This window comes from Brevibacterium sp. LE-L (assembly GCF_050214925.1).
Lineage (GTDB): Bacteria > Actinomycetota > Actinomycetes > Actinomycetales > Brevibacteriaceae > Brevibacterium.
This window is the reverse complement of sequence record NZ_CP189759.1, coordinates 2896069-2918199: the sequence shown is the minus strand read 5'-3', so window position 1 is coordinate 2918199 and position 22131 is coordinate 2896069. Positions and strand designations below refer to the sequence as shown.

General features: G+C 67.4%; 19 protein-coding genes. 8 read left to right on the top strand and 11 right to left on the bottom strand.

Going from position 1 to position 22131, the window contains the following annotated elements:
- The first annotated feature begins 279 nt into the window (after positions 1-279).
- Positions 280-1629 (top strand): mannose-6-phosphate isomerase, class I, encoded by a 1350-nt coding sequence (manA, locus tag ACQE2J_RS13265; RefSeq protein ID WP_135538114.1) that lies wholly within the window; start codon positions 280-282, stop codon positions 1627-1629.
- Between the two features lie 360 nt (positions 1630-1989).
- On the opposite strand, the gene ACQE2J_RS13260 is transcribed toward manA, so the two are convergent.
- The 4 genes from ACQE2J_RS13260 to ACQE2J_RS13245 all read right to left on the bottom strand — a co-directional run bounded on the left by ACQE2J_RS13260 (position 1990) and on the right by ACQE2J_RS13245 (position 5337).
- Positions 1990-2652, bottom strand: coding sequence for a CoA transferase subunit B (locus ACQE2J_RS13260; protein WP_135538116.1), 663 nt, complete (start codon positions 2650-2652; stop codon positions 1990-1992).
- 12 nt (positions 2653-2664) lie between these two features.
- Entirely contained in the window at positions 2665-3435 is a 771-nt protein-coding gene (locus ACQE2J_RS13255) for a CoA transferase subunit A (RefSeq protein WP_135538117.1), read from the bottom strand.
- The gene (locus ACQE2J_RS13250) at positions 3423-4121 is read right to left on the bottom strand and encodes a hypothetical protein (RefSeq protein ID WP_135538119.1); all 699 of its coding nucleotides are present in this window, start codon (positions 4119-4121) and stop codon (positions 3423-3425) included. The genes ACQE2J_RS13255 and ACQE2J_RS13250 overlap by 13 nt, the downstream gene beginning before the upstream one ends.
- Before the next feature lie 88 nt (positions 4122-4209).
- Positions 4210-5337 carry a coenzyme F420-0:L-glutamate ligase gene (locus tag ACQE2J_RS13245; protein ID WP_426936458.1) on the bottom strand — a complete coding sequence of 376 codons (1128 nt, stop codon included), beginning with the start codon at positions 5335-5337 and terminating at the stop codon, positions 4210-4212.
- A 348-nt stretch (positions 5338-5685) separates the two neighbouring features.
- Between ACQE2J_RS13245 and ACQE2J_RS13240 the strand changes: the two genes are divergently transcribed.
- From ACQE2J_RS13240 to ACQE2J_RS13230, 3 genes are read left to right on the top strand one after another with little or no spacing between them, the layout of a single operon-like run.
- Positions 5686-6126: a WhiB family transcriptional regulator gene (locus tag ACQE2J_RS13240; RefSeq protein ID WP_426937518.1), complete on the top strand. Its 441-nt coding sequence runs from the start codon at positions 5686-5688 to the stop codon at positions 6124-6126.
- A complete protein-coding gene (locus ACQE2J_RS13235; protein ID WP_426936457.1) occupies positions 6123-9299 on the top strand; it encodes a glycosyl transferase in 3177 nt (1058 codons plus the stop codon). Before ACQE2J_RS13240 ends, ACQE2J_RS13235 begins: the two co-directional genes overlap by 4 nt.
- Positions 9296-10753: a DUF5719 family protein gene (locus ACQE2J_RS13230; protein WP_135538125.1), complete on the top strand. Its 1458-nt coding sequence runs from the start codon at positions 9296-9298 to the stop codon at positions 10751-10753. The genes ACQE2J_RS13235 and ACQE2J_RS13230 overlap by 4 nt, the downstream gene beginning before the upstream one ends.
- Positions 10754-10821: 68 nt before the next feature.
- Here ACQE2J_RS13230 and ACQE2J_RS13225 read toward each other — a convergent pair whose 3' ends face one another.
- The gene (locus ACQE2J_RS13225; protein WP_135538127.1) at positions 10822-11184 is read right to left on the bottom strand and encodes a hypothetical protein; all 363 of its coding nucleotides are present in this window, start codon (positions 11182-11184) and stop codon (positions 10822-10824) included.
- 88 nt (positions 11185-11272) lie between these two features.
- Here ACQE2J_RS13225 and ACQE2J_RS13220 point away from each other — a divergent pair, with 88 nt between their 5' ends.
- The 3 genes from ACQE2J_RS13220 to ahcY all read left to right on the top strand — a co-directional run bounded on the left by ACQE2J_RS13220 (position 11273) and on the right by ahcY (position 14677).
- The gene (locus ACQE2J_RS13220; RefSeq protein ID WP_135538407.1) at positions 11273-11629 is read left to right on the top strand and encodes a DUF3499 domain-containing protein; all 357 of its coding nucleotides are present in this window, start codon (positions 11273-11275) and stop codon (positions 11627-11629) included.
- Entirely contained in the window at positions 11626-13116 is a 1491-nt protein-coding gene (gene manB, locus ACQE2J_RS13215) for a phosphomannomutase/phosphoglucomutase (protein ID WP_135538129.1), read from the top strand. The genes ACQE2J_RS13220 and manB overlap by 4 nt, the downstream gene beginning before the upstream one ends.
- A gap of 100 nt (positions 13117-13216) precedes the next feature.
- Positions 13217-14677: an adenosylhomocysteinase gene (gene ahcY / locus ACQE2J_RS13210; protein ID WP_426936456.1), complete on the top strand. Its 1461-nt coding sequence runs from the start codon at positions 13217-13219 to the stop codon at positions 14675-14677.
- Between the two features lie 107 nt (positions 14678-14784).
- On the opposite strand, the gene ACQE2J_RS13205 is transcribed toward ahcY, so the two are convergent.
- On the bottom strand, positions 14785-15609 hold the full coding sequence (locus ACQE2J_RS13205; protein ID WP_135538133.1) for an RDD family protein: 825 nt from the start codon (positions 15607-15609) through the stop codon (positions 14785-14787).
- A gap of 67 nt (positions 15610-15676) precedes the next feature.
- On the opposite strand from ACQE2J_RS13205, the gene ACQE2J_RS13200 reads away from it, so the two are divergent.
- The gene (locus ACQE2J_RS13200) at positions 15677-16675 is read left to right on the top strand and encodes a stage II sporulation protein M (protein WP_426936455.1); all 999 of its coding nucleotides are present in this window, start codon (positions 15677-15679) and stop codon (positions 16673-16675) included.
- 68 nt (positions 16676-16743) lie between these two features.
- On the opposite strand, the gene ACQE2J_RS13195 is transcribed toward ACQE2J_RS13200, so the two are convergent.
- Genes ACQE2J_RS13195 through ACQE2J_RS13175 form a run of 5 tightly spaced genes read right to left on the bottom strand, consistent with a single transcriptional unit; the run spans position 16744 to position 22128 of the window.
- The gene (locus ACQE2J_RS13195) at positions 16744-18030 is read right to left on the bottom strand and encodes a DUF58 domain-containing protein (protein ID WP_135538137.1); all 1287 of its coding nucleotides are present in this window, start codon (positions 18028-18030) and stop codon (positions 16744-16746) included.
- Positions 18031-19116, bottom strand: a complete 1086-nt coding sequence (locus ACQE2J_RS13190; protein WP_135538139.1) for an AAA family ATPase — start codon at positions 19114-19116, stop codon at positions 18031-18033.
- A complete protein-coding gene (locus ACQE2J_RS13185) occupies positions 19113-20366 on the bottom strand; it encodes a DUF4350 domain-containing protein (protein ID WP_135538140.1) in 1254 nt (417 codons plus the stop codon). The genes ACQE2J_RS13190 and ACQE2J_RS13185 overlap by 4 nt, the downstream gene beginning before the upstream one ends.
- The gene (locus tag ACQE2J_RS13180; protein ID WP_135538142.1) at positions 20363-21064 is read right to left on the bottom strand and encodes a DUF4129 domain-containing protein; all 702 of its coding nucleotides are present in this window, start codon (positions 21062-21064) and stop codon (positions 20363-20365) included. The genes ACQE2J_RS13185 and ACQE2J_RS13180 overlap by 4 nt, the downstream gene beginning before the upstream one ends.
- Positions 21061-22128 carry a hypothetical protein gene (locus tag ACQE2J_RS13175; RefSeq protein WP_240689609.1) on the bottom strand — a complete coding sequence of 356 codons (1068 nt, stop codon included), beginning with the start codon at positions 22126-22128 and terminating at the stop codon, positions 21061-21063. The genes ACQE2J_RS13180 and ACQE2J_RS13175 overlap by 4 nt, the downstream gene beginning before the upstream one ends.
- Between the last annotated feature and the right edge of the window lie 3 nt (positions 22129-22131).

Below are 22131 nucleotides of genomic sequence, written 5' to 3'. Positions count from 1 at the left end.
GCCTCGCAGCGGGAATTCCAAGGCCCCACTGACAGTGCCCCCGCGGGGATCCGGTTCCGGAACCCCGCGGGGGCACTGTCAGGTTCTCCTGCGGATTCTTCTCGCCCTCTCAGCGGGCCGGATACGTCCTTGCAGGTGGCGGCGGTGAATAGTGTGTGACTTCGGCTGAACAGTCAGTGAAGTGCCGGGTCCGAACGCGCTGGTGACGCTATCGTGGACAGTGCACACCCGGAACAGCCGGATGTGGTTTCGACACCGATCCATCCAAGGGGGCCTCCAGTGCACCGCTTGCACAACACGGTCAAGAACTTCGAATGGGGCAGCACGGACGCGATTCCCGCGCTCCTGGGCACCGCCCCCGACGGCACCCCCTGCGCGGAATTGTGGCTGGGTGCCCATCCGATGAGTCCTTCCCGGCTCGATATACACCAGGATCGGACCCGCGCGGTCGACGAACGCCGCAGCCGCCTCGGCGGCATCGACTCGACTGGAACGGTGGCGACGGAGACCGCGCGCGAACTCGGCCCCAACCTCATCGAATACCTGGCTGGAGACCCCACGGGTCTGCTCGGGCAGGAATCCGTCGAGGCCTTCGGTGCTCGCCTCCCGTTCCTGCTCAAGGTGCTCTCGGCCCGGAAGGCACTGTCGATCCAGGTCCATCCTGACCGAGACCAGGCACGGGCCGGATTCGCCGCTGAAGAGGCCCACGGGCCGACACTGGATGCTCCCGAGCGCAACTACAAGGACGCCTCGGCGAAACCGGAACTCATCTATGCACTCACTGACTTCCACGCTCTCACCGGATTCCGTCCGCGCAAGGCTGTCCGAGCAACCTTCGAACGGATGCTCTGCCAGCCGCTGACGCCGCCTTCGCTGGACTTCCTCGGCAACGTCATCGGCGCGCTGAAGTCCCTCGGAGAGGGCCGAGCGCTCTCACACGCCGTCGAACTCGTCCTCGGCGATCCGCGGGCCGCAGGACTCGTCGACGAGGTGGCCGCGCACGGGATGGACGAACTGCCGGAACGGCACGTGAGCCGACTCGGCAGCGCCGTCGACCCGGCGCAGACCTTCTGCGAGCTCGTCGACGACTACCCGCACGACCCCGGTGTGCTCGTGGGGCTCATGCTCAACCGTGTGCATCTGCAGCCGGGGGAGGCGCTGGCTATGGAGGCCGGGGTGCTGCATGCCTACCTGTTCGGCACCGGCATCGAGATCATGGCCTCGAGCGACAATGTGCTGCGCGGGGGTCTGACCTCGAAGCACGTCGATATCGCGGAACTGACGAAGGTCGCTGACTTCCGCGCGGGCAGACCGCGCATGGTCGAACCCGACCGTGCCGGCGTCATGTTCGGAGCCACAGACGACTTCGCTCTGCAGGCGCTGCGTTGCCCCAGGCTGGCCACGCTCGAACGCCGCGGAGCCGCTATCGTGTTGTGCACCGCGGGAACGATCACGCTGAACTCGCTGGGCTCCTCGCTCACCCTCGAACGCGGCGAGAGTGCCTTCATCGCGGCCAACGAGCCGATGGTGACCGCCGACGGCCACGGCGACCTGTTCGTCGCCACCACCGGGCTCGCCCCCTCCGGACTCGCCCCCGCCGGACTCGCCCCCACCCCGTCTCTCGCCTGAGCGAAGCTATCTCACGCTCGTGACGCGCGGGGCTTCCTCCGGCTTGGCGCTCACAACGAGAAGTGGTCACGTTCGGATACCAGAACCGAGATTCCGTATCCGAACGTGACCACTTCTCTGTTGTTGGGCGTCTCTGTCGCTGGGGAGGCTCGCCTGCTGTCACCGAGAAACGGGTCGCGTGCCGAAACGCGGGTGTACACGGTATGTGTCAACCCGTTTCTCGGCACGCGACCCGTTATTCGGCGAGCGGCCCGGCGCTACTTGGTCAGCGGCCCGGCGCGTTTCAGTCAGCGGCCCGGCGCTACTCGGCCAGCGGCCTGGCGCTACTCGGTCAGCGGCCTGCCGGACATCCGGAGATGCTCAGGCGGCGACCTCGATAGTGGGCACGTCGTCGGGGACGATCACCTCTGCGGCGGTCTTCTCCTTGACCTCATCGACGGTGACGCCCGGAGCGAGTTCGACGAGGGTGAAGGAATCACCGGAGACGTCGAGGACCGCGATATCGGTGACGATGCGCGAGACCACGCCCTTGCCGGTCAGCGGCAGGTCGCAGGACTTGAGCAGCTTGTGCGATCCGTCCTTGGCCACATGGTCCATGATGACGATGACGCGCTGAGCACCGTGGACGAGGTCCATCGCACCGCCCATGCCCTTGACCATCTTGCCCGGGATCATCCAGTTCGCGATGTCGCCGTTGACGGCGACTTGCATCGCGCCGAGGATTGCGGCGTTGATCTTGCCTCCGCGGATCATGCCGAAGCTCGCAGCGGAGTCGAAGTAGGCCGCGCCCGGGTTCATGGTGACGATCTCCTTGCCCGCGTTGATGAGGTCGGGATCGATCTCGTCCTCGGTCGGGTAGGGGCCGACGCCGAGCAGGCCGTTTTCGGACTGGAGCACGAGGTGGACACCCTCGGGCAGGAAGTTCGGAACCAGGGTCGGCATGCCGATGCCGAGGTTGACGTAGCTGCCGTCTTCGAGTTCCTGGGCGGCACGGGCCGCCATCTGATTGCGTGTCAATGACATTGCTGTGTCTCCTCAGGCTTCTCGTACGGTGCGCTTCTCGATGGGCTTGTCAGCCACCTGTTCGGGCGTCAACGGCACCACACGGTGGACGAAGACCCCGGGCACGTGGACATCATCCGGATCGATCTCGCCGGGTTCGACGAGCTTCTCGACCTCGGCGATGGTGACGCGTGCGGACTGGGCCGCCGGGGGATTGAAGTTGCGGGCGGAGGAATGGAACACGAGGTTGCCGTGACGGTCGCCGACCGCGGCGCGCACGAGGGCGTAGTCGGGCGCCAGCGACTCTTCGAGGACGTATTCCTTCTCTTCGCCGAAGGTGTCGAAGACCTTCGTCTCCTTCGCAGGAGACTTCTTGACGACATTGCCCTCGGAGTCGTACTTCCATGGCATTCCGCCCTCAGCGACCTGCGTGCCGGCACCGGTGATGGTGTAGAAGCCCGGGATGCCGGCGCCTCCGGAACGCAGCTTCTCCGCCAGTGTGCCCTGCGGGGTGAGTTCGACCTCGAGTTCTCCCGAGAGGTACTGACGGGCGAATTCCTTGTTCTCACCGACGTAGGAGGCGATGATGCGGCGGAGGCGTCCGTCGGCGAGCAGAATGCCCAGACCGCGACCATCGACACCTGCGTTGTTCGAGATCACCTCGAGGTCTTTGGCACCCTGGTCCTGCAGCGCACGGATGAGGAATTCGGGTACGCCCACGACACCGAAGCCGCCTACGGCGATCGATGATCCATCTGCAATGTCGGCCACCGCTTCTGCGGGGCTATCAACTACTTTGTCCATGTGCCCAGTGTGCCATGAAGCACTCCGAGGCCGTGGGCCAGGTCCGTCATACGAGCATCGTCGACACTGCTGGTGAGGAGGAGTTCACCACCGCCGAGGAGATGCTGCAGCAGCCGCGGCCACTCATCGGGCCGTGGGGTCGAGTTCGACGCCAGCAGACCCTGCGGTCTGCCGCCGACAGGAGCCGCCTGCTCTGCTCCCGCCCAGTCGATGATCTGCCCGTCGACTTCGAGAGTGCCCGAGGCGTCGAGGCGACGTGAGGCGACATCGGGATAGGCCCGAATCGCCGAATTGACGTCGATGAAGTCCTCATCGACCGGCGTGCTCAGAGCCAGCGCCGGCGGGTTGAAGACGAAGACCTCTTCGGCATCGGCCACGGAACCAAGGTCCTCGTGGCCGAGCGGAACGAAGGCCATGAAGTCCTCCGTCGGCGGTTCTTCGCCGATGCAGACACGACCGCCGGCGAGGAGGACGCTGAGCAGCGCGACGAGTTCGCGCCAGTGCAGGCGTTGTGGAAGGGGCGCGAAGAGGGTGAAGTCGGGTCCGAGGTCATAGTCGCCGAAGAGTCCGACGCCCTTGTTGACCCAGTTCGCCACGACCGGCCCGGTGAGGTCGAGGCGGTCGTGGTCGGGTCCGCGCCAGATGAGGACCGGCCCGCCGGTGTTCGCAATGACTGTCAGATCCATATCCGTATCCATCCTTGAGTGTTGACAGTTGTGGCACGGCCGTCTCCGCCCGCCGAGGCGGCACCTGCGTAGGACAGGACCGTGCCGTTCAGGGGACGATGAGTCCGATGTCGATGGTCACTCCGCGCGGGAACGCGCCGAGTTCGCCGTCGACCCAGTGGTACCTGGTGGAGGCGCTGAGATCCTCGGCGAAGAGCGCCGTGTGGAGTCGCTCGACCAGTGACCCGAGTCCGACCATCGCTTCGAGCAGCGGGGGACCTCCCGACTGCGCTGTTGCCGGCGAATCCGAGGGGTTGAGGGTGATCCGCGAGCCCGCGCCTTCGATGCGCATCCGCCATGCCGCATGGCCGGGTGTCCGCGACTGCCCGGCGCGCACCAGTCGGATCGCACGTGAGACGCGCTCGAGGATGTCATCGCTGCTGTCCCCGGCGGGCGCCCCGCCGGGAAGTTCGGTGACGCCGAGGCTGCGCTGGACGGCTTCGACGTGTCCGTAGCGGAACCAGTCGTCGCCGAGCTCGCGCGACAGGGCCTTCGCTCCGTCGCGACCGTTGTCGAGGTACCCGCCGGCGCCGCGCACGAGAGCCATCGGCAGACCGCGGGAAGAGCCTTTGACGAGATCCGCGGCTGCCGCGATCTCATCGGCGATGGCTCGCACCGTCACAGTCTGGACGCGGCCGTCGTCGTCGGGGCGTCCGCGCTGATCGTCGAGCCCGGAGAAGCCGGACAGACCGAGGGCGATGTCGCCGACGCCGATCCTCCACGGTCGAGAGCTCGTGTCGGAGACGACGAGGCCGATGCGCACGGAGAACGCCTGCTCCACCCTCAGCCGCAGCCGGTCGGCCGAGCGATCGCTGTCGAGCGGGTGCATGATGACGGCGCCGGCAGAATTCGACTGATCGAGTCCCGCCGCGGCCTGCACGGTGCCGGCCGGGGTGCGCACGACCTGGACGGTGGTGCCGGAACCATAGGAGCGTTCGGCGACGAGATGTGTGCCGGTGGCTGTGACGAGCTCTTCGAACTCGCTGCGATCGGCGACGGTGCGCAGACGGCCCTCGGCCTTGGACACGACCTTCGAGGCGACGACGAGGATGTCGCCGTCCTTGAGGTCGATGCGATTGCGTCGCAGGGCGTTGATGAGGATCGCGGCGAGGTCGGAACCCGGCGCGATGTCCTCCTCGACGGGAGGAGCGTAGACGGTGAGGAGTCGGTCATTCATGCTCGGCCGCCGGTGATTCCACTCTCATTCCTCCATAATCCCATCGACGGCGCGTTCTTTCTAAATTCTCCAGGTTTGCTCAGGCGGATCCCACAGGTTGTGCTGGGGCTCAAGGGCTCTCCCTACATATGGTGTTCCGGGCGCGTGTGCATGTGAACATGTGTTCTATTCGGGTCTCAGGTGCTGTCCCAATACTCCATGAGGGCTTGACGGAGCGGTAATGACACGCGTGTAATTTATACCTAAAGGGGAACGCGCCGAGCATGGATCTCAGGATTCGACCGTACATCGGACTGATCGGCTCAGTCACGGTGAAGGACCTGCTCGAGCGTGAGAAAGGGGAAGACCGTGCAAAGCGCACAGAGAGAATGGCGGGAGAGAGAAGACTTCACCGCCGCACCGGGAGTCACCTCCCGCCGTGCCGAAGACTGGTTCATCGAACCGGGAGCACGTACACCCGAGACGCTGCCTGATCCGCTCGCCGTCGATCCGAGTGATCTGACGCCGCTGCAGCAGGACAACGCCGCGGTCTCGCCGCTGTCGTTGCTTCTCGGTGCCGCAGAAGACGGTGAACTGTCGTGGCAGGACCAGGCCCTCTGCGCCCAGACCGACCCGGAGGCGTTCTTTCCCGAGAAGGGAGGATCGACTCGCGAAGCCAAGCGTGTCTGTGCATCCTGCGACGTCCGTTCCGAATGCCTCGAATACGCTCTGGCCAACGATGAGCGTTTCGGCATCTGGGGCGGCATGTCCGAACGTGAACGCCGCCGGCTCAAGAAAAAGGTCGTGTGAGGCCAGCCGTCACTGTCGTTGTCACCTCCGGTGACGACGCCAGCAAGGTCGAGCTCGAAACAGCTCTGCGTCCGCTTTTCCCCGAGATCCCAGTCGTGGATCTCGGGGGACGGACGCTGACCGAGGCAACCGAGGATCCCGCTGTCGCGAACTCGGACTATCTGTGGTTCCTCACCCCCGACTGCCGACCGGAACCCGGCTGTCTCGATGAGCTGCTCGACGCCATCGGGGAAACCGAATCCATCGCCGCCGTGGGCCCGAAGCTCATGCGCGGCGATCGCATCGTCTCCGCCGGTGTGAGCACCACTCCGGCGGGGGAGCGCTTCAATCCCGTGGGCTCCGGCGAAATCGATCAGGGGCAGCGTGACAGCCGCACCGAAACGCTCGGCCTCGACCTGCCCGGCCTGCTCATGGCCACCGCCGAACTGACGCGCATCGGCGCCCCCTCTCGCGTCCTGGGTCCCGCATATCGCGGGATCGAATACTCCCGTCGGCTGCGTGATCTCGGGCGTCGTGTGCTGTTGGCCCCGGGAGCACGGATGGAGATCTCCGCCGAGGCGGCCGCTCAGCTCCGGTCCTCTCCCCAGCCCCCGGTTTCGAAGTTCCAGATCCGCACCGAACAGCGCTACCGACTCAGTCTCGCCGGTCAGGGCCAGGCTGCTCTGCTCTTCCTGCTCGCCTTCTCGAACTTCGGGCACATCCTCGGTGGGCTGCTGTCGAACAACTTCCGGTCCGCCGGTTGGTACCTCGGTGCCCTCTTCGGTCTGCCCGCGGACGCGAAGACCACGGCGCCGCTGCGCCGCGCCAATGCTCGGCGCAGCCGATCGGCCAAGCGCACCTCCACCTCCCACGTCGCCGCACTCTATGCCGATGCGGACGAACTGGCCGTCCAGCGTCGGTCGATGGGCGGCGTGGACGATGACTCGCATCCAGCCGAGGTGCCCACCGGCGGGCCCGACGCCGATGCCGAGCTCAATCCGATCGGCGACACCGAAGAGGCCATCGACTCCTTCTCCCGACTCGAGATCTCCGGCGGTTCGAGTCTGCTGCGTGCGCCCCTGACCTATGTGGTTCTGGCCGCCGTGGTGATGAGCGGCTTCATCAGCTACCGGCTCTTCGGACCCGGCCACCTCGACGGCGGCGCCCTGGGGACCACGGATGTCGGCCTGGGTGAGATCTTCTCCCGCCTGCTCGGCCGTCACCTCGATGTCTCGACCGGCGCGGCAGCCCCTGCCGACCCCTACCACCTCGTCCTCGGGACTCTCTCACTCCTCTTCTTCGGCCATGTCGACATCATGGTCCGCACCCTGCTGCTCGCGGCGCCGATCCTCGCCGGGATCACCGCCTATGCCGGGGCCGGAAGCGTGCTCCCACGCCGCTGGGTACGCGGATTCGCCGCTCTGCTGTGGATCGCTTCACCGCTGTTCACCTCCGCTCTCTCAGACGGCCGCCTCGGTGTGGTGCTCGTCTGGATCTGCGCGCCGCTGCTGGCGCTGAGCCTGCGACGGAGTCTGCGCACGGGATCGATCGCGGCCGCGGCCGGCAGCGGACTGCTGCTCTTCGTCATCATCTCCGGCATCCCGCTGCTGCTCACCGTGGCGGTCCTCGGCACTGCGGTGCTGCTCGTGGCCGGGCGCGGGCTGCGCCATCTGTGGCTGCTGGCACCGACACTGTTCCTCGCCTGGCCCTGGCTGTGGGCTCTCGTGCGGGAGCCCGGAACGCTGCTGACCATGCCCGGACAGACCATAGCGGCCGAGACCGCGCCGACCTACCTGCTGGCCGTCGGATTCCCGGGACCGATCGACCTGTCCTGGTTGGCGGACCTCGCCGAACACTTCGGACTCGGCGGAATCAGCCCGGGAGCGCTCCAGCTGTGGGCACCCGTCCTCGTTCTCCCGATGCTCATCCTCGCCTTCTTCACTCTCATCGAGGCCAGGCTCGAACTCACTCGGCTGACCTGGGCGGTGGGACTCTACCTCGGCGGGCTCATCCTCGCCGCCATCCAGGTGCACCTGCCCGCACAGACCGGCCCATTCCATCTCATCGGCTCCTACCCGGCCGCCGGCCTGACCCTGATCAGCCTCGGGGCGATCCTGCTGCTGTCCCTGGGGGCCGATCGCACCTCGGCGAGTCGGACCGGCAGCGGACGGATGCCCATGCGCGGCCTCGTCGGCCTGGTCGCCGTCGCCTCCATCGGACTCATCGCCATCGGCGCCGGCCGGGCCGCGACCTCGCCCGAGGCCGTCACCGCCACCGAGGACAGCACCGTCCCGGCCCTGGCCGCCGACCGTGCCGAAGGGGACGCGAAGGCTCGCACCCTGCGCCTGGACAATGTCGACGGGGAGGTCCTCGCGACTCTGCTGTCGGCCGAGGACGGAACCGTGTTGGGCACCTCGACGGTGACCGCAGCTGAGACCGTCGGCGGATGGCCGTGGCAGCGACGCCCGCTGCCGATCCCTGACGACCAGGTGCTCGTGGCACAGGCGGCGGCCGCCCTGTCGGCCGACGACGCCGGAGACGTCAGCGATATCCTCGGCGAACTCGGCGCCGACTTCGTCCTCGTCGGCACCAACGCCGAGGGGCTGCAGAAATCCGTCTCGGTCGCGCAGGGGCTGATCGCCGTCGGGCCCACCGAATCCGGACAGCTGTGGCGAGTCGACAAGCCCTCCAGCGGGCGCTTCCTCATCCGCGATGCCGATGGACGGCTGAGCACCGCACCGATGCACGGCACCACCGCCGAGGTGCCCGCCGGTGAGGACGGACGCACACTGATCATCGCCGATGCCGCAGACGGGATCACCGCCCGTTCGAACGGCGAAGTGCTGCCGCAGCCGGAAAATTCCCAGGAGACCTGGGTGAGCGAATTCGATCTCCCCGCCTCCGGCGGCCGAGTCGAGCTCTCACTCAATTCGCCGGCCTATCCGGTCGGGGTCATCGCCGGCTGGGTGCTCGGTGCGCTGAGCATCATCGCAGCCATCCCCTTCGGCGGATCTCGCAGACACACCCGCGTGTCCAGCAGGCAGTCCGGCGCTGCGACCGGGCAGACGTGCCGGACGAGCCGGACGACCGAGCGGACGGGCCGGACGACCGGGCAGACGGGCCGGACGACCGAGCGGACGAGTCGGACGACCGAGCGCACCGACGGCCACGGCAGCAAGGAGACGAGCGCATGAAGAATCTGCGCAGCATCATGACCTTCGGGGCCATCGCCGTACCCGGAGTGCTCGTGGCCACGACCTCATTCCTCGCGCCAATGACCCCGGGCACCCTCGATCGCAGTCCGGAACAGGTGCGAATGCCCACCGCCGACACGCGCGTCGTGTGCCCCGGCCCTCTGCTCACCGACGGAACGGCCGAGGGCACGGACGCGGAGTTCGTCGACGATTCGAAGGTCTCGACGCGAGTCGTCGCCGCTTCGGCACCGATCGGGGCCGCGGACGGATCGACCTCCTCGGCGAGGCTGCAGGTCGCCGACCTCGGCGGCTCGGTCGACTTCGACAACCCTGCCGGGCAGGGTTTCGTCTCCGGCGACGACAGCATCGACTCGACGAAAGTCGTCACGGGATTCGCCCGCCCCGGCGCCCCCGCTCTCACCACCGGTCTCGAAACCGTCGAAGGCAGCTCCGGCGACCTCACCGGTCTGGCCACACTCACCTGCGCACAGGCCGCGAGCAGCTTTCGCATCCTCGCCGGCTCCGGTGCCACCGGCTCGAATTCGCAGCTGCTGCTGAGCAACCCCGGCGACGCTCCCGTCCAGGCTGAAGTCAAGCTCATGACCCCCGGTGGAGGCGCAGCCGAGCCGACCGAACTGAGCATCAAAGCCGGCGAACAGCGCGCCGTGCGTCTGGCCGGACTGGCAGGCGGAGCCGAAGCCCTGGCCGTCGATGTCACCGTCGACGGGGGAGTCCTTGCCGGCTCCGTGCAGGAGACCGTGCTCGACGGGCTCAAACCTCAGGGAATCGACCTTGCCGCAGCCGGCGCGGATGCCGACCGTGAGCAGGTGCTCACCGGCTTGAACGGCAAAGACGTCCGGGTGCGTGTGGCGAACCCGGGCAAGGGGCTGGCCGAGGTCGGACTCAAGGCCTTCGGCCCCGATGGCGAAATCGACATTCCCCGACAGTCGATGACCGTGGTCGGACACGGAGTCGCCGAAGCCGATCTCGGTGACCTCGAGGCCACGAGTCTCGTCATCGACGCCGATCAGCAGATCCAGGCGGGAGCATTCATCGGCCAGGACGGCAAGAAGGGCGCCAGCGATTTCGGCAGCGTCCAAGCCAGCGAATCCCTGGCCGAAACCCAGATCATGGCGCTGCCGCGCACCGGAGAGACCTCCCTGCACCTCTCACCCGGACAGGGGCGCGTGCAGGTGCAGGGCATGCTCGACAACGGTTCGCTGACCGACCCGCAGACGGTCGACCTCAACCCCACCGGAACGACGGTGGTCGACACCGGCACGGTCTCCGAGGAATCGGTGCGCGCTCTGGTCCTCAAGGGTTCCCAGGCCTCGGGCTCACGCGCCGAGGGAGTGCACGCCACCGCCGTCGTGACGACCGACGATGGAATCTCCACCGTCGCTCCGGCCCCGGCACCGACCGGTGTGGCCTACCGCGACATCCGCCTCGGCTGAGTCGGCTGCACGGTTCGGGCTGAAGCCGCTTCGGCTCCGAGTCTGTGGGGACCGCGCGGAGACGGCCGTCACGTACGGCGGAGGATATCGACCTGATCGGCGACCACCTCGGCGATGAGCGCGTCCCTGTTCTCTGTGCCGGCGTGATCTTCGATGACCCGTCGGTAGAGGACGATATGGGTCGCACGATTCGCCGTCGCCGGGAACACTCGACCGAAACTCGGCTCGGTCGAACTCGCCGGTGGAACCGCATCGACGGCCAGCACCACCTCGGCGAGGAGATCCGGTTCGCGGGTGCGCATCCGGGCGAATTCGGCGGCAGCGGCCTGGGCGAAGCTCTCGGCCCGACTCAGCTTGGCCGGTACCGCGGCCCGGTGCAGCGGGGAGCGCAGGCCCCGTCCGTGCCGGTCGCGATGTCGCCTCGATCTCATAGGACGCCATTCTACGTGCGAGGCCGCCGCGCCTGAGCGAATCGGTCGAATCCGGCGTGTAGAGTATTGGACTGTGTCAGCCGTGAGAATGTGTTCAAAAGTCAGCTGCTCGCGCCCCGCCGCCGCCACTATGACGTACGTGCACGCTGATGCGACCGTCGTCATCGGGCCGCTGGGCAGGCGCGCCGAGCCGGGTGCCCACGACCTGTGCGCCGAACATGCTGCCAAGCTGACCGCGCCCGTGGACTGGCAGCTCATCCGCATCGATTCCGGGCAGGCCCCGCCCGAGCGCAGTCGCGACGACCTCTTGGCCATCGCCGATGCTGTGAGGGAAGCCGCCGACCGTGCCGACCGGACCCCGGCCCGCGGCGAACAGACCGGCGCGAACGATTCCGCGCACTCCGGCCGCAAGCACGGACACCTGCGCATCATCGGCGACTCATGAGCCCCACCGGCTCGTCCTCGTCCGAAGCCTCGCCCGAGACACCGAACCCCGCTTCGAACGACGCGGGCCCGGCCCCGCACCGCACCGCCGCCCTCACCGCGGTCGTGGGCTCCTATGACATCCGCGGGCGCATCCCGGACGAGCTCGACGATGACGTCCTCTTCGCCCTCGGCTTCGCGACCGCAGCGACGATGGCCGAGCTCCACTCCACCACCGAGGTGGTCCTCGGACATGACATGCGCCCGAGCTCGCCCGGGTTCGCCCACGCCTTCGCCGCGGGAGTCGAAGCCGCCGGATTACGACCGATGCTGCTGGGACTGTGCTCGACCGACCAGCTCTACTTCGCTTCGGGGATCTTCGACATCCCCGGTGCGATGATCACTGCCAGCCACAACCCCGCCGACTACAACGGGATCAAGATCTGCGGCCCCCGCGCCGCCGGGGTCAGCCTCGCCTCCGGTCTGTCCCGAGTCAGGGAGCTCGCCGCCACGGCACCTCTCAACGATGGCCGTGCCGTCGCCGTCGACGAAGGGGCAGCGAAGACCATGCGCGAACAGTACGTCGCGCGGATGCGGGCACTGACCCGCATCGAAGAGGTCACGGGACTGAAGATTGTCCTCGACGCCGGCAACGGCATGGCCGGCCGGCTCCTCGGGGAGGTCTTCGGCACCGACGCGGGAGCCGCCTCGGTGCCCTTCGAGGTGATCGGGCTGTACACGGAACTCGACGGCACCTTCCCCAACCACGAAGCGAATCCGCTCAAGCCCGAGAACCTCGTCGACGCCGCCCACGCCATCGTCGAGACCGGGGCGGATCTCGGACTCGTCTTCGACGGCGATGCCGATCGCTGCTTCTTCATCGACGAGACAGGAGCGACGATGTCGGCTTCGGCCGTCGGCGCCCTCGTCGCCGAACGAGAGATCGCCCGCGCACGAGCTCAGGGCAACGAACAGCCCACCGTCATCCACAACCTCATCACCTCCCGCAGCGTGGCCGAGACGATCACGGCCGCCGGCGGGCGTGCCCTGCGCTCGAAGGTCGGACACTCCGGGATCAAGACCCTCATGCGCGAAACCGGAGCGGTCTTCGCCTGCGAACACTCCGCCCACTTCTACTTCGAGGAGTTCTTCGGCGCGGACTCAGGCATGCTCGCCGCCTGCCACCTCATCTCGGCCCTGGCCGAGTCCGGAGCACCCGCCTCCCGACTCGTGGACTCCTTCGACCGTTTCGCGCAGTCCGGGGAGATCAACTTCACCGTGGCCGACCCCGACGCCGTGCTCTCGGACTTCGCCGCACACGCCGGAGACTTCCCGGACAACACGGTCGACGACCTCGACGGCATCGGACTCCAAGGTCACGACTGGTGGGTCAACCTGCGCAAGTCGAACACCGAACCCCTCGTCCGGCTCAACGTCGAAGCCGCGGACGTCGCCCGGATGCAGGAACTGCGGGATCGGGTCAGCGACTTCGTCACCGCTCGCGCCTGACCGACCGGTTCTCTGTCCGCGGACCGGGCCGGGTGGGACAAGCCAGCTGTTCGGGCAATAGACTCGAACACGATCCGACAGCCCGCCATATGGAGGTACCGTGCTCGATTCCACCGACTTCAAGGTCGCCGATCTCACCCTTGCCGAGGCCGGTCGGCACCAGATCCGCCTGGCCGAACGGGAGATGCCCGGGCTCATGGCCTTGCGCGACGAGTTCGCCGCCTCAGCGCCTCTGTCCGGTGCCCGCATCGCCGGCAGCCTGCACATGACCGTGCAGACCGCGGTGCTCATCGAAACCCTCGTGGCCCTCGGCGCCGAAGTCCGTTGGGCCAGCTGCAACATCTTCTCCACTCAGGACGAGGCCGCAGCCGCCGTCGTCGTCGGCTCCGGGACACCCGAGGCTCCGGCAGGGGTCCCGGTCTTCGCGTGGAAGGGCGAGACGCTCGAGGAGTACTGGTGGGCGGCCGACAAGATCTTCGACTTCCCCGAGGGCCCGAATCTCATCCTCGACGACGGCGGCGATGCCACCATGTACGTGCTCAAAGGCACCGAATTCGAGTCCGCTGGGGGAGTACCCACCGCAGCCGAGGACGACCCGGAGGAATTCAAGGTCCTGCTCACCCAGATCGCAGCGGCGATCGAGGCGAACCCGGGCCGCTTCGCCCGGCTGGCCACCGGCATCAAGGGCGTGAGCGAGGAGACGACGACCGGAGTCAACCGCCTCTACCGCCTCGCCGAGCAGGGAGCGCTGCCGTTCCCCGCCATCAACGTCAATGACTCGGTGACGAAGTCGAAGTTCGACAACCGCTACGGCATCCGCCATTCCCTGCCCGACGGACTCAACCGCGCCACCGACGTGCTCATCGGCGGCAAGATCGCCGTCGTCGTCGGCTACGGAGACGTGGGCAAAGGCGCCGCAGAAGCCCTGCGCGGTCAGGGGGCGCGCGTCATCGTCACAGAGATCGACCCGATCTGCGCACTGCAGGCGACGATGGACGGCTACCAGGTCGATCACCTCGCCGAGGCGGCACCACAGGCCGACATCATCATCACCACGACCGGGAACACCCGAGTCGTGAACGTCGAGGTGCTGCAGACGCTCAAGCCCGGAGCGATCGTCGGCAACGTCGGCCACTTCGACGATGAGATCGACCTGGCCGGACTGTCCCGGCTGCCCGGTGTGGAGAAGATCGAGATCAAACCGCAGGTCCACGAATGGTCCGTTCCGGTGCCCGCCGAGGCGGGACTCGACCGGGCGCGGACGGACTTCCTCGTCCTCTCCGAAGGGCGGCTGCTCAACCTCGGCAACGCCACCGGGCACCCGTCGTTCGTCATGAGCGCGTCGTTCGCCAATCAGGTGCTCGCCCAGATCGAACTGTGGACCGCCCACGAACGCTACGATGATTCGGTGCACCGTCTGGCGAAGGAACTCGACGAGAAGGTCGCACGTCTGCACCTGCCCGCGCTCGGAGCGAAGCTGAGCGAACTGAGCAAGGAACAGGCCGAATACATCGGCGTCGACGTGGCCGGACCGTACAAACCCGATCACTACCGCTACTGACGCCGCCAGCGGCCTCAGTGCGCTTTCGCCGGCATATGCAGTGCGACGCCGCCGGGCAGGCTCAGCACGCTGTCGTCGACGCGCTCAGCGCCGTGCTGGCGGCTCGCTCAGCGGCGGTGGAGGCTCAGGCCGTGGGGGAGCGTGTCGACCCCGGCTCTGAACTTCTCCGCCCGGGCCGCGCGCTGCCGGAGCGTGTCGACTTCGGCGGCGCGGATTCGGTGGATGACCGCGGACAGGAACTGTTCGGGGAAGGTTCCCTCCGGTGGTGCCGGCGCGACATAGGGGTTGAGTTCGGTGGCGAGTTCGATCGCCCGCTGCCATCTCGATTCGTTGCCGAGCTGCGGCGCCATGGCGAGGAACTGGACGATGCGCCGGTGCAGGCCCGCGGGCACTGCGGACACGTCCGTGCGGGCCAGCCACGCCTGCAGCTGCGGTGCCACATGTGTGTGCATCGGCGGAGGCGGAGCGCTGCGTTCGCTCACCGCCACGGTGCCGGCCAGATAATCGCCGAGGCGCTTCGCCTGAGGTGAGACGAGCCCGGACAGAGCGGCGATACCGCCGCCGGTGGACAGGATCTCGAAGGGCCACAGCAGTGCGCGGATGAACGAATGACGCAACCGCACGGCGCCGCCGTCGTCGCGGACGATGCGCAGACCGAGGATGAGCTTTCCCAGCGACCGGCCGTGGCTGAGCACCTCGACGAGCATCGGCAGCAGCACGAACACGGACACCGTCATGATGGTCATGATCGAGGCCAGCAGCAGCCCATTGACGTCGAGCGCGGCCAGCAGCAGCCAGAACGTGGCGATGAGCAGCCCGATGTTCACGAGGGAATAGACGATGTAGTCGATGAGGCAGCTCAACGCGCGTGCCGCCAACGCGGCTGGCTGGACGTTGAGTTCGACGGCTTCACCGGTGACCAGAGTACTCACCGGTCCATCGTGTCATATCCGGCCGAGAAATCGTCATGAGGCATGCGGTCTCCGATAGAGTGGAGGCATGGATCCGAACCTTCTGGCCGAGCTGCATGGCGATGACTGGCAGGAGCTGTCGGCACTGGCGAAGAAGAACACGCTGACCCCCGATCAGACGACACGGTTCCTCGACCTCTACCGGGCGGCGTCGAAGGATCTCTCTCGGATCATGACCGTCGCCCCGGACTCGCTCGAAGCCGCCCGGCTCTCCGCGATCGTCCACCGTTCCCGCAACCATCTGTCCTCCGTACCGAGCGGGGGACTGTCGGGTCTGTCGCGTTTCTTCGTCATCAGCCTGCCGCTGTCGCTGTACCGCCTGCGCTGGGATTTCGTCATCGTGGCCGCGGCGTTCCTCGCCGTCGCCGTCGTCTCCGGAGTGTGGGCGGGAATGCACCCGGAAGTGCTCGAGACCTTCGGCGACCGTGAGTTCCGCAGACAGTTCGCCGAACACGATTTCGTCGACTACTACAAGGAGAACCCGAACGGATTCTTCGCGGTGGGCGTGTGGACGAACAACGCGTGGATCGCCGTCCAATTCGTCCTCCTGGGCATCACCGGCGTCTATGTCGTCGCCGGACTGTTCTCCAACGCGATCAACGTCGGCTTCTCCGGCGCCATGATGTTCGAGTTCGACCGAGCGTCAGACTTCTTCCTCTACATCCTGCCGCACGGGATCCCCGAGATCAGCTGCATCATCCTCGCCGCAGCCGCCGGCCTGCGACTCTTCTTCGCCTGGGTCGTGCCGGGGCCCCGACTCCGTCGTGACAAGCTCGCCTCCGAAGCCCGGTCGCTGCTCATCGTCGCCGGCGGACTCGTGATTCTGCTCTTCGGTTCGGGCCTCATCGAGGGGTTCGTGACTCCGAACCCGATTCCGCCGGTGCTCAAGATCGCCATCGGAGTCCTCTACACCGCGGCCGTCGTCCTCTATGCCCGGCACTTCGGCAAACGCGCGGCCGAGGCCGGGCTCAGCGCCGATCTCGACGAACATCAGGCCGGTTATTCCGTCATCTCCACCGACCATTAGAACACCCGGTCAGCGGCCGCCGACGGGTCCGTGTGAGCTGGCAGATGAGTCCGGGGCCGGGAACCCGTTCACAGGCCCCCGGTGACCTTGAGCCGGATGTAGAGGTCGGCCAGGGCACCGGGAAGATCCTCCGGTGCGGCCTGCACCGAGGACACACCGAGCCCGCGCAGACGGGTCCGCAACGAGGTCGTCGTCAGCAGCTCCGCCTCGGCGGCGGCCGCGGTGTAGATCTCCTCGGCATCACCGCGAGCCTCGGCGAGGTCACGCAGGGAAGGATCCTCGACACTGGCCACGACCACCCGGTGACGGCTGGTCAGGGTGGGCAGGACCGGCAGAATGTCGTCGGCGAGCGTCGACTCATCGAGCTGCGTGACCAACACGACGAGCGCCTGCTGACGAGCCGTGGCCAGCACCGAGGCGGTGATCGACTCCCAATCCGCGTCGAAGAGCTCCGGATGCACCGGGGTCAATGCCACCGACAGGTCATGGACCGGGTCGTGGGCGCGTCGGCTCGAGGCCATGGCGCGCACCCGGGCATCGGCGACGATGACATCGACGCGGTCGCCTGCTCCGGTGGCCAGGGCGGTGAGCAGCAGAGACGCTTCGAGGGCCGCATCGAAGACCGTACCCTCACCGCAGCGGCGGGCGGCGAAGCGGGAGGAGTCGACGACGATGACGACCCTTCGGTCCTTCTCCGGTCGCCACGTCTTGACGACGAGATCCTGAGCGCGGGCACTGGCCCGCCAGTCGATGGAGCGCACATCATCACCGTCGACATAGTCGCGCAGCGAATCGAACTCGGTGCCCAGGCCGCGGATCATCACCGCGGACCGGCCCTCGAGCTCACGCAGCTTCTGCGTCTTCGACGGCAGTTCCCGGCGAGAGGCGAACGGGGGCAGCACACGGACTTCGGCGGGGACCTCGATGCTCTTCTGGCGGGCGATGAGACCGAGCACGCTGCGGCTGCGCACCGTCACCAGATCGGCCGGCAGGGCTCCACGCCTGACCGGCTGCAGTGCTGTGCGCACCTCGGCCTCCTCGCCGGGCGCCAGGTCATGATGTGAGCGGGTCCTCACCGCTCCGGCGCTCGGCGCCCACGCGTCACGGACGTCCAGTCGCAGTCGCCGCGGCGAATCGTTGATCAGCGTCAGCGTGCTGTGGGTCCCGGCGCCGAGGCGGACGAGGGGGCCCGGTGTGCGCTGCAGCCGCAGATCATGGATGCGGGGGACGAGGAAGAAGTCGAGGACTCCGACGATGATGAGCACCCCGATCACGATGAGCCCCATCGTCCAGGTGGGCACGAGGAGGATCGGGACGAGACCGAGGAGAGTGAGCAGGAACAGCCGGGCGGTCATTCAGCGCGGAACTTCGGTGGTGGCGATGATCGAATCGAGGACCTGATTGACGTCGAGGCCGTCCATCTGCGCCTCGGGCCGCAGGATGACACGGTGACCGAGCGTCATATGCGCCAGTGCCTTGACATCGTCGGGGGTGACGTAGTTCCGTCCGCTCAGCCACGCGTGGGCGCGGGCGGCTCCGAGCATCCTCGTCGCTCCTCGGGGGGAGACACCCAGCGCCAGGGACGGGGCCCGGCGGGTGGCGCGGGCGAGATCGACGACATAGGTGATGATCTGCGGCGCGATGTATATTCCCGCGATGGCCTCACGGGCGCCGGCGATGAGGTCGGCGTCGACGACCGGGCGCAGGCCCGCCGCCGAGAGCTCGGCGGCATCGAAGCCGCGAGCGTGGCGCTCGAGGATCTCGAACTCGTGTTCACGTTCCGGCAGGTCGAGGACGAGTTTGAACAGGAACCGGTCGAGCTGGGCTTCCGGCAGCGGATAAGTGCCTTCATATTCGACGGGGTTCTGCGTGGCGGCGACGAGGAACGGTTCGGGCAGCCGGCGGGGACGACCACCGACGGACACCTGGTGCTCCTCCATCGCTTCGAGCAGCGCCGACTGGGTCTTCGGCGGGGTGCGGTTGATCTCATCGGCGATGAGGATGTTCGTGAACACCGGTCCGGGACGGAACGAGAAGTCAGCGGCCGAGGCGTCGAAGACCAGCGAACCGGTGACATCGCTGGGCATGAGGTCAGGGGTGAACTGGACGCGTGAACTCTCGAGGGAGACGGCGGCGGCGAAGCTGCGCACGAGGAGTGTCTTGGCAACTCCGGGCACACCTTCGAGGAGGACATGTCCCTGGCTCAGCAGAGCGATGAGCATTCCGGTGACCGCTTGGTCCTGACCGACGACGGCTTTGGCGATCTCGGTGCGCACACCGGTGAAGGCCTCGCGCAGCGGATCCGGTCCCGGCGCAGTCACCTGCTGGGCGGGGGCCTCGCCGCCGACCGGGGTCTGCGGAGCAGGGGGCGTGTCCGGTTCGGGGGCCTCCGGCGCAGCGGGAGTCTGGGGTGCGGAGTTGTCCTGCGGCGACTGGGTCATGGGATCTCACTTTCGATCTGGGTGAGTTGATGGACGAGGTCGGTGAGTTCGGCATCCGTACGCACAGGAGCCGAGACGAAGACATGATGGAGCAGAGCCGGATCCGCCCCGGTGGTTGCGGCGATGCGGTCGAGGATGTCCGGCATGCGGGCATCGGGGCTCAGCGCCAGACGTTTGGCGATCCTCAGCAGCGCCGCTGTGCGCAGAGTGTGCAGAGCACCGGCACGGTCGTGGCTGCGGGAGCTCAGGGCAGCACGGCCGTGGACTGTCTCCACAGCGGGCACGATCGCGGGCAGTCGCTCGACGGCCAGGGGGCCGAACCTCCGCCCGAGGACGAGGAGGAGGACGAGCGTGCAGGGGATGAGCCACAGGGCACCGGCGAGGAACCACCTGGGCACGTAGTCGATGAGCGACGGCGGCGGTTGCTCATCGGCGTCGAACTGCGGGTAGTACACGACGAGATGGTCGGTCTCCGACAGCGTCGAGAGGGCCAGGGCGGCGTTGCCCTCCTCATCGATGTGTTCGTTCGTCACCCACTCCGGATTGCCGATCACGGTCAGGGGGACCGGACCACCGGTATCGGTGACGAGCTGTCCGCGCGCGGATCCGGGAGCCACCTCGGCGCCGTCGACCTCCGTCACACCCGGGCCCGCGAACGGGTAGCACGCGGTGATGCCGTCGGTGCCCTTCGCCGTTTCGGCGTATTCCATCTCACCGGTGGTCACGGTGCCGGCGGCACGGGCACTCGGGGCCGAACAGTCCGGTTGTGACACCGGGTCCGGGGTGCTCAGCGGACTCCCATTGTCATTGACGGTGATGCGGTCGGTGAATGAGGCGACGTTCGCGCCCGGGTCGACGAGCGCGAGCCGATTGGCGTGCTTGCGCAGAGTGAATTCGAACCCGTTGATGTCCCCGGCCGACAGGGCATCGGTGTTGGCGGGGATGAGCAGGGTCGTATCGGGACGTGCGGCTGCGGTGCGTGCCGTCTTCTTGTCCTCGGTGGTGGTCACCTCGACGCCGTGGGCGCGCAGCGTCTCGACAAGAGCCTTCGTCCCGCTCCGCGAGGTCGAATCAAAGTGGAGGGGCTCGTCGACTTCGTCATCGGTTGTGAGGACCATCATCGCGATGACGACGATGAGGATGACGATGGCCGCTGTGATCCAGACTCCGACCGAACGCATCCGGGTGCCGAAGGGGATGCGGGTGCTCGAACGGGTGCCGCGGGTGGCCACATCCAGCTGTGCGCTCATGCCGGTGCCTCCTGCCTGTTGCGGACCGGCAGCGCGCTCAGGCTCCGGTCGAGAGCGCACTGCTGCGCGTAGACCGCGGACAGGTCTCGGTCCGGTCGCGACCGCTGTGCGGTCCTCTGTCCGTAGAGGAGGTCGTTGAAGACCTCAGCGACGCGGTGCAGGTCCGGGCCGTGGTCGGGCAGGGCCGCCTCGGCGTCGTGGGCGATCTCATTGGCCGTCGCCGAGGACTCCAACGACACGATCTGCTTGACCGAGAGGACCGCGAAGATCGCGCGGGACTCGTCGATGACCGCAGTCTCGAAGTCTCCCGCGGCCGCGGCCCGGGCCGCGCTCTCGCGCCACGGACCGGGTTCGGGCAGGGACACGACCGGGTCGAAGGCCGACAGCGGGAGGCCGGTGCGGCGGAACCCGGCACGGCGGATGCGCCAGATGATGAGGGCGATGATCGCGATCACGGCGAGCACGACGAGGAGCAGCAGCCACGGCGAATTCGCCCCCAGCGCGGCGCTGACGAGGGAATCCCACAGGGAGGACAGCCACTGGCCGATCTGCTCGAGCGGGGTGAGGTCGTTGGCCGCGTATTCCTGCTTCGACAGTTCATGTTCGACCCATTCGCGGCCGGTCCTGCGGTCGATGCTCGCCGAGGCGGCGCTGAGCTGGGCCACCGAGACCGCGGTGGTGAAGAGGCTGCCGGTCATCGCTCCTCCTCACTGCGGATGAGGATGAGGTCGAGACCTTCGGTGCGCATCTGCTGGTCGAAGTAGCAGACCGTGACGAGGCAGGAGAAGTAGGCGAAGAGCACGGCTGAGGAGATCAGCGTCAGAGCCAGCAGCAGACCGCCGGCGACGACTCCGAGGACGAGCTGTGCGGTGTCGTTGCCCTCCGTCGTGGCGAAGCCGAGGCCGACGGCGATGGAGATGACGAAGACCAGCGGTGAGATGACGAGCTGGACGAGCTGATTCGACAGGAAATAGCCGAGCGCCAGCTGACCGAGCAGCCTCCAGTACCCGCGCGATGTCAGCGCCCACGACCGGCGGATCCCGGCGCGCACATTGAGATCCTCGACGACGATCGATGCGCCGAGGAAGGACAGGCGCAGATTGATCCACAGGAGTGCGAGCAGCCACAGCAGCACGGCGATTCCGGCCCAGACGAAGGCGAGAACCGGAGAATCGATGAGAGCGAACAGAGCGGTGGGGGCGGCGAGGGCGAGCAGCAGGCCGAGGTTGATCGCCGACATGAGCACGGTCGCTGAGACCAGGCGCAGCCGACGGCCGGCTAGGGCCTTCCACGCCTCGGACAGGGTGGTCCTGCGTGCTCCGAAGGAGGCGCGGGTGCCGGTGGCGATGAGTCCGGAGAGCAGATGTGCCAGTCCGAGGCTGAGCAGGCTGAGAGCAGCCGATCCCAGCTGGGCGAGGGCGAGGAAGCCGGAGAGGGCCTCGTCGTTGCCGCTGAGATCGTAGAGGAACGGCAGGAACTGCACGGCGACGAATGTGCCGATGGCGGTGAGCAGAAGGCTCCAGAGCGTGAAGACGATGAGGGAGGAGCCGATGCTCAGCCCCGGCGCGAATCGCAGCAGCCGAAACCCGGAATCGAGTGCCTCGATGAAGGTCAGCGGACGTTTGGGCAACAGTCCGCGAGGCGGCGGAGGCGCCCAGCTGTGATGCGGGGCGGATGCGGTGCGGGCCTGCCATCGGCCGGTGTGCCAGTCGACCTCCGAGGTCCATGCATTCGAGCGTCCCATCACTGCCAATCCTGCCATGAT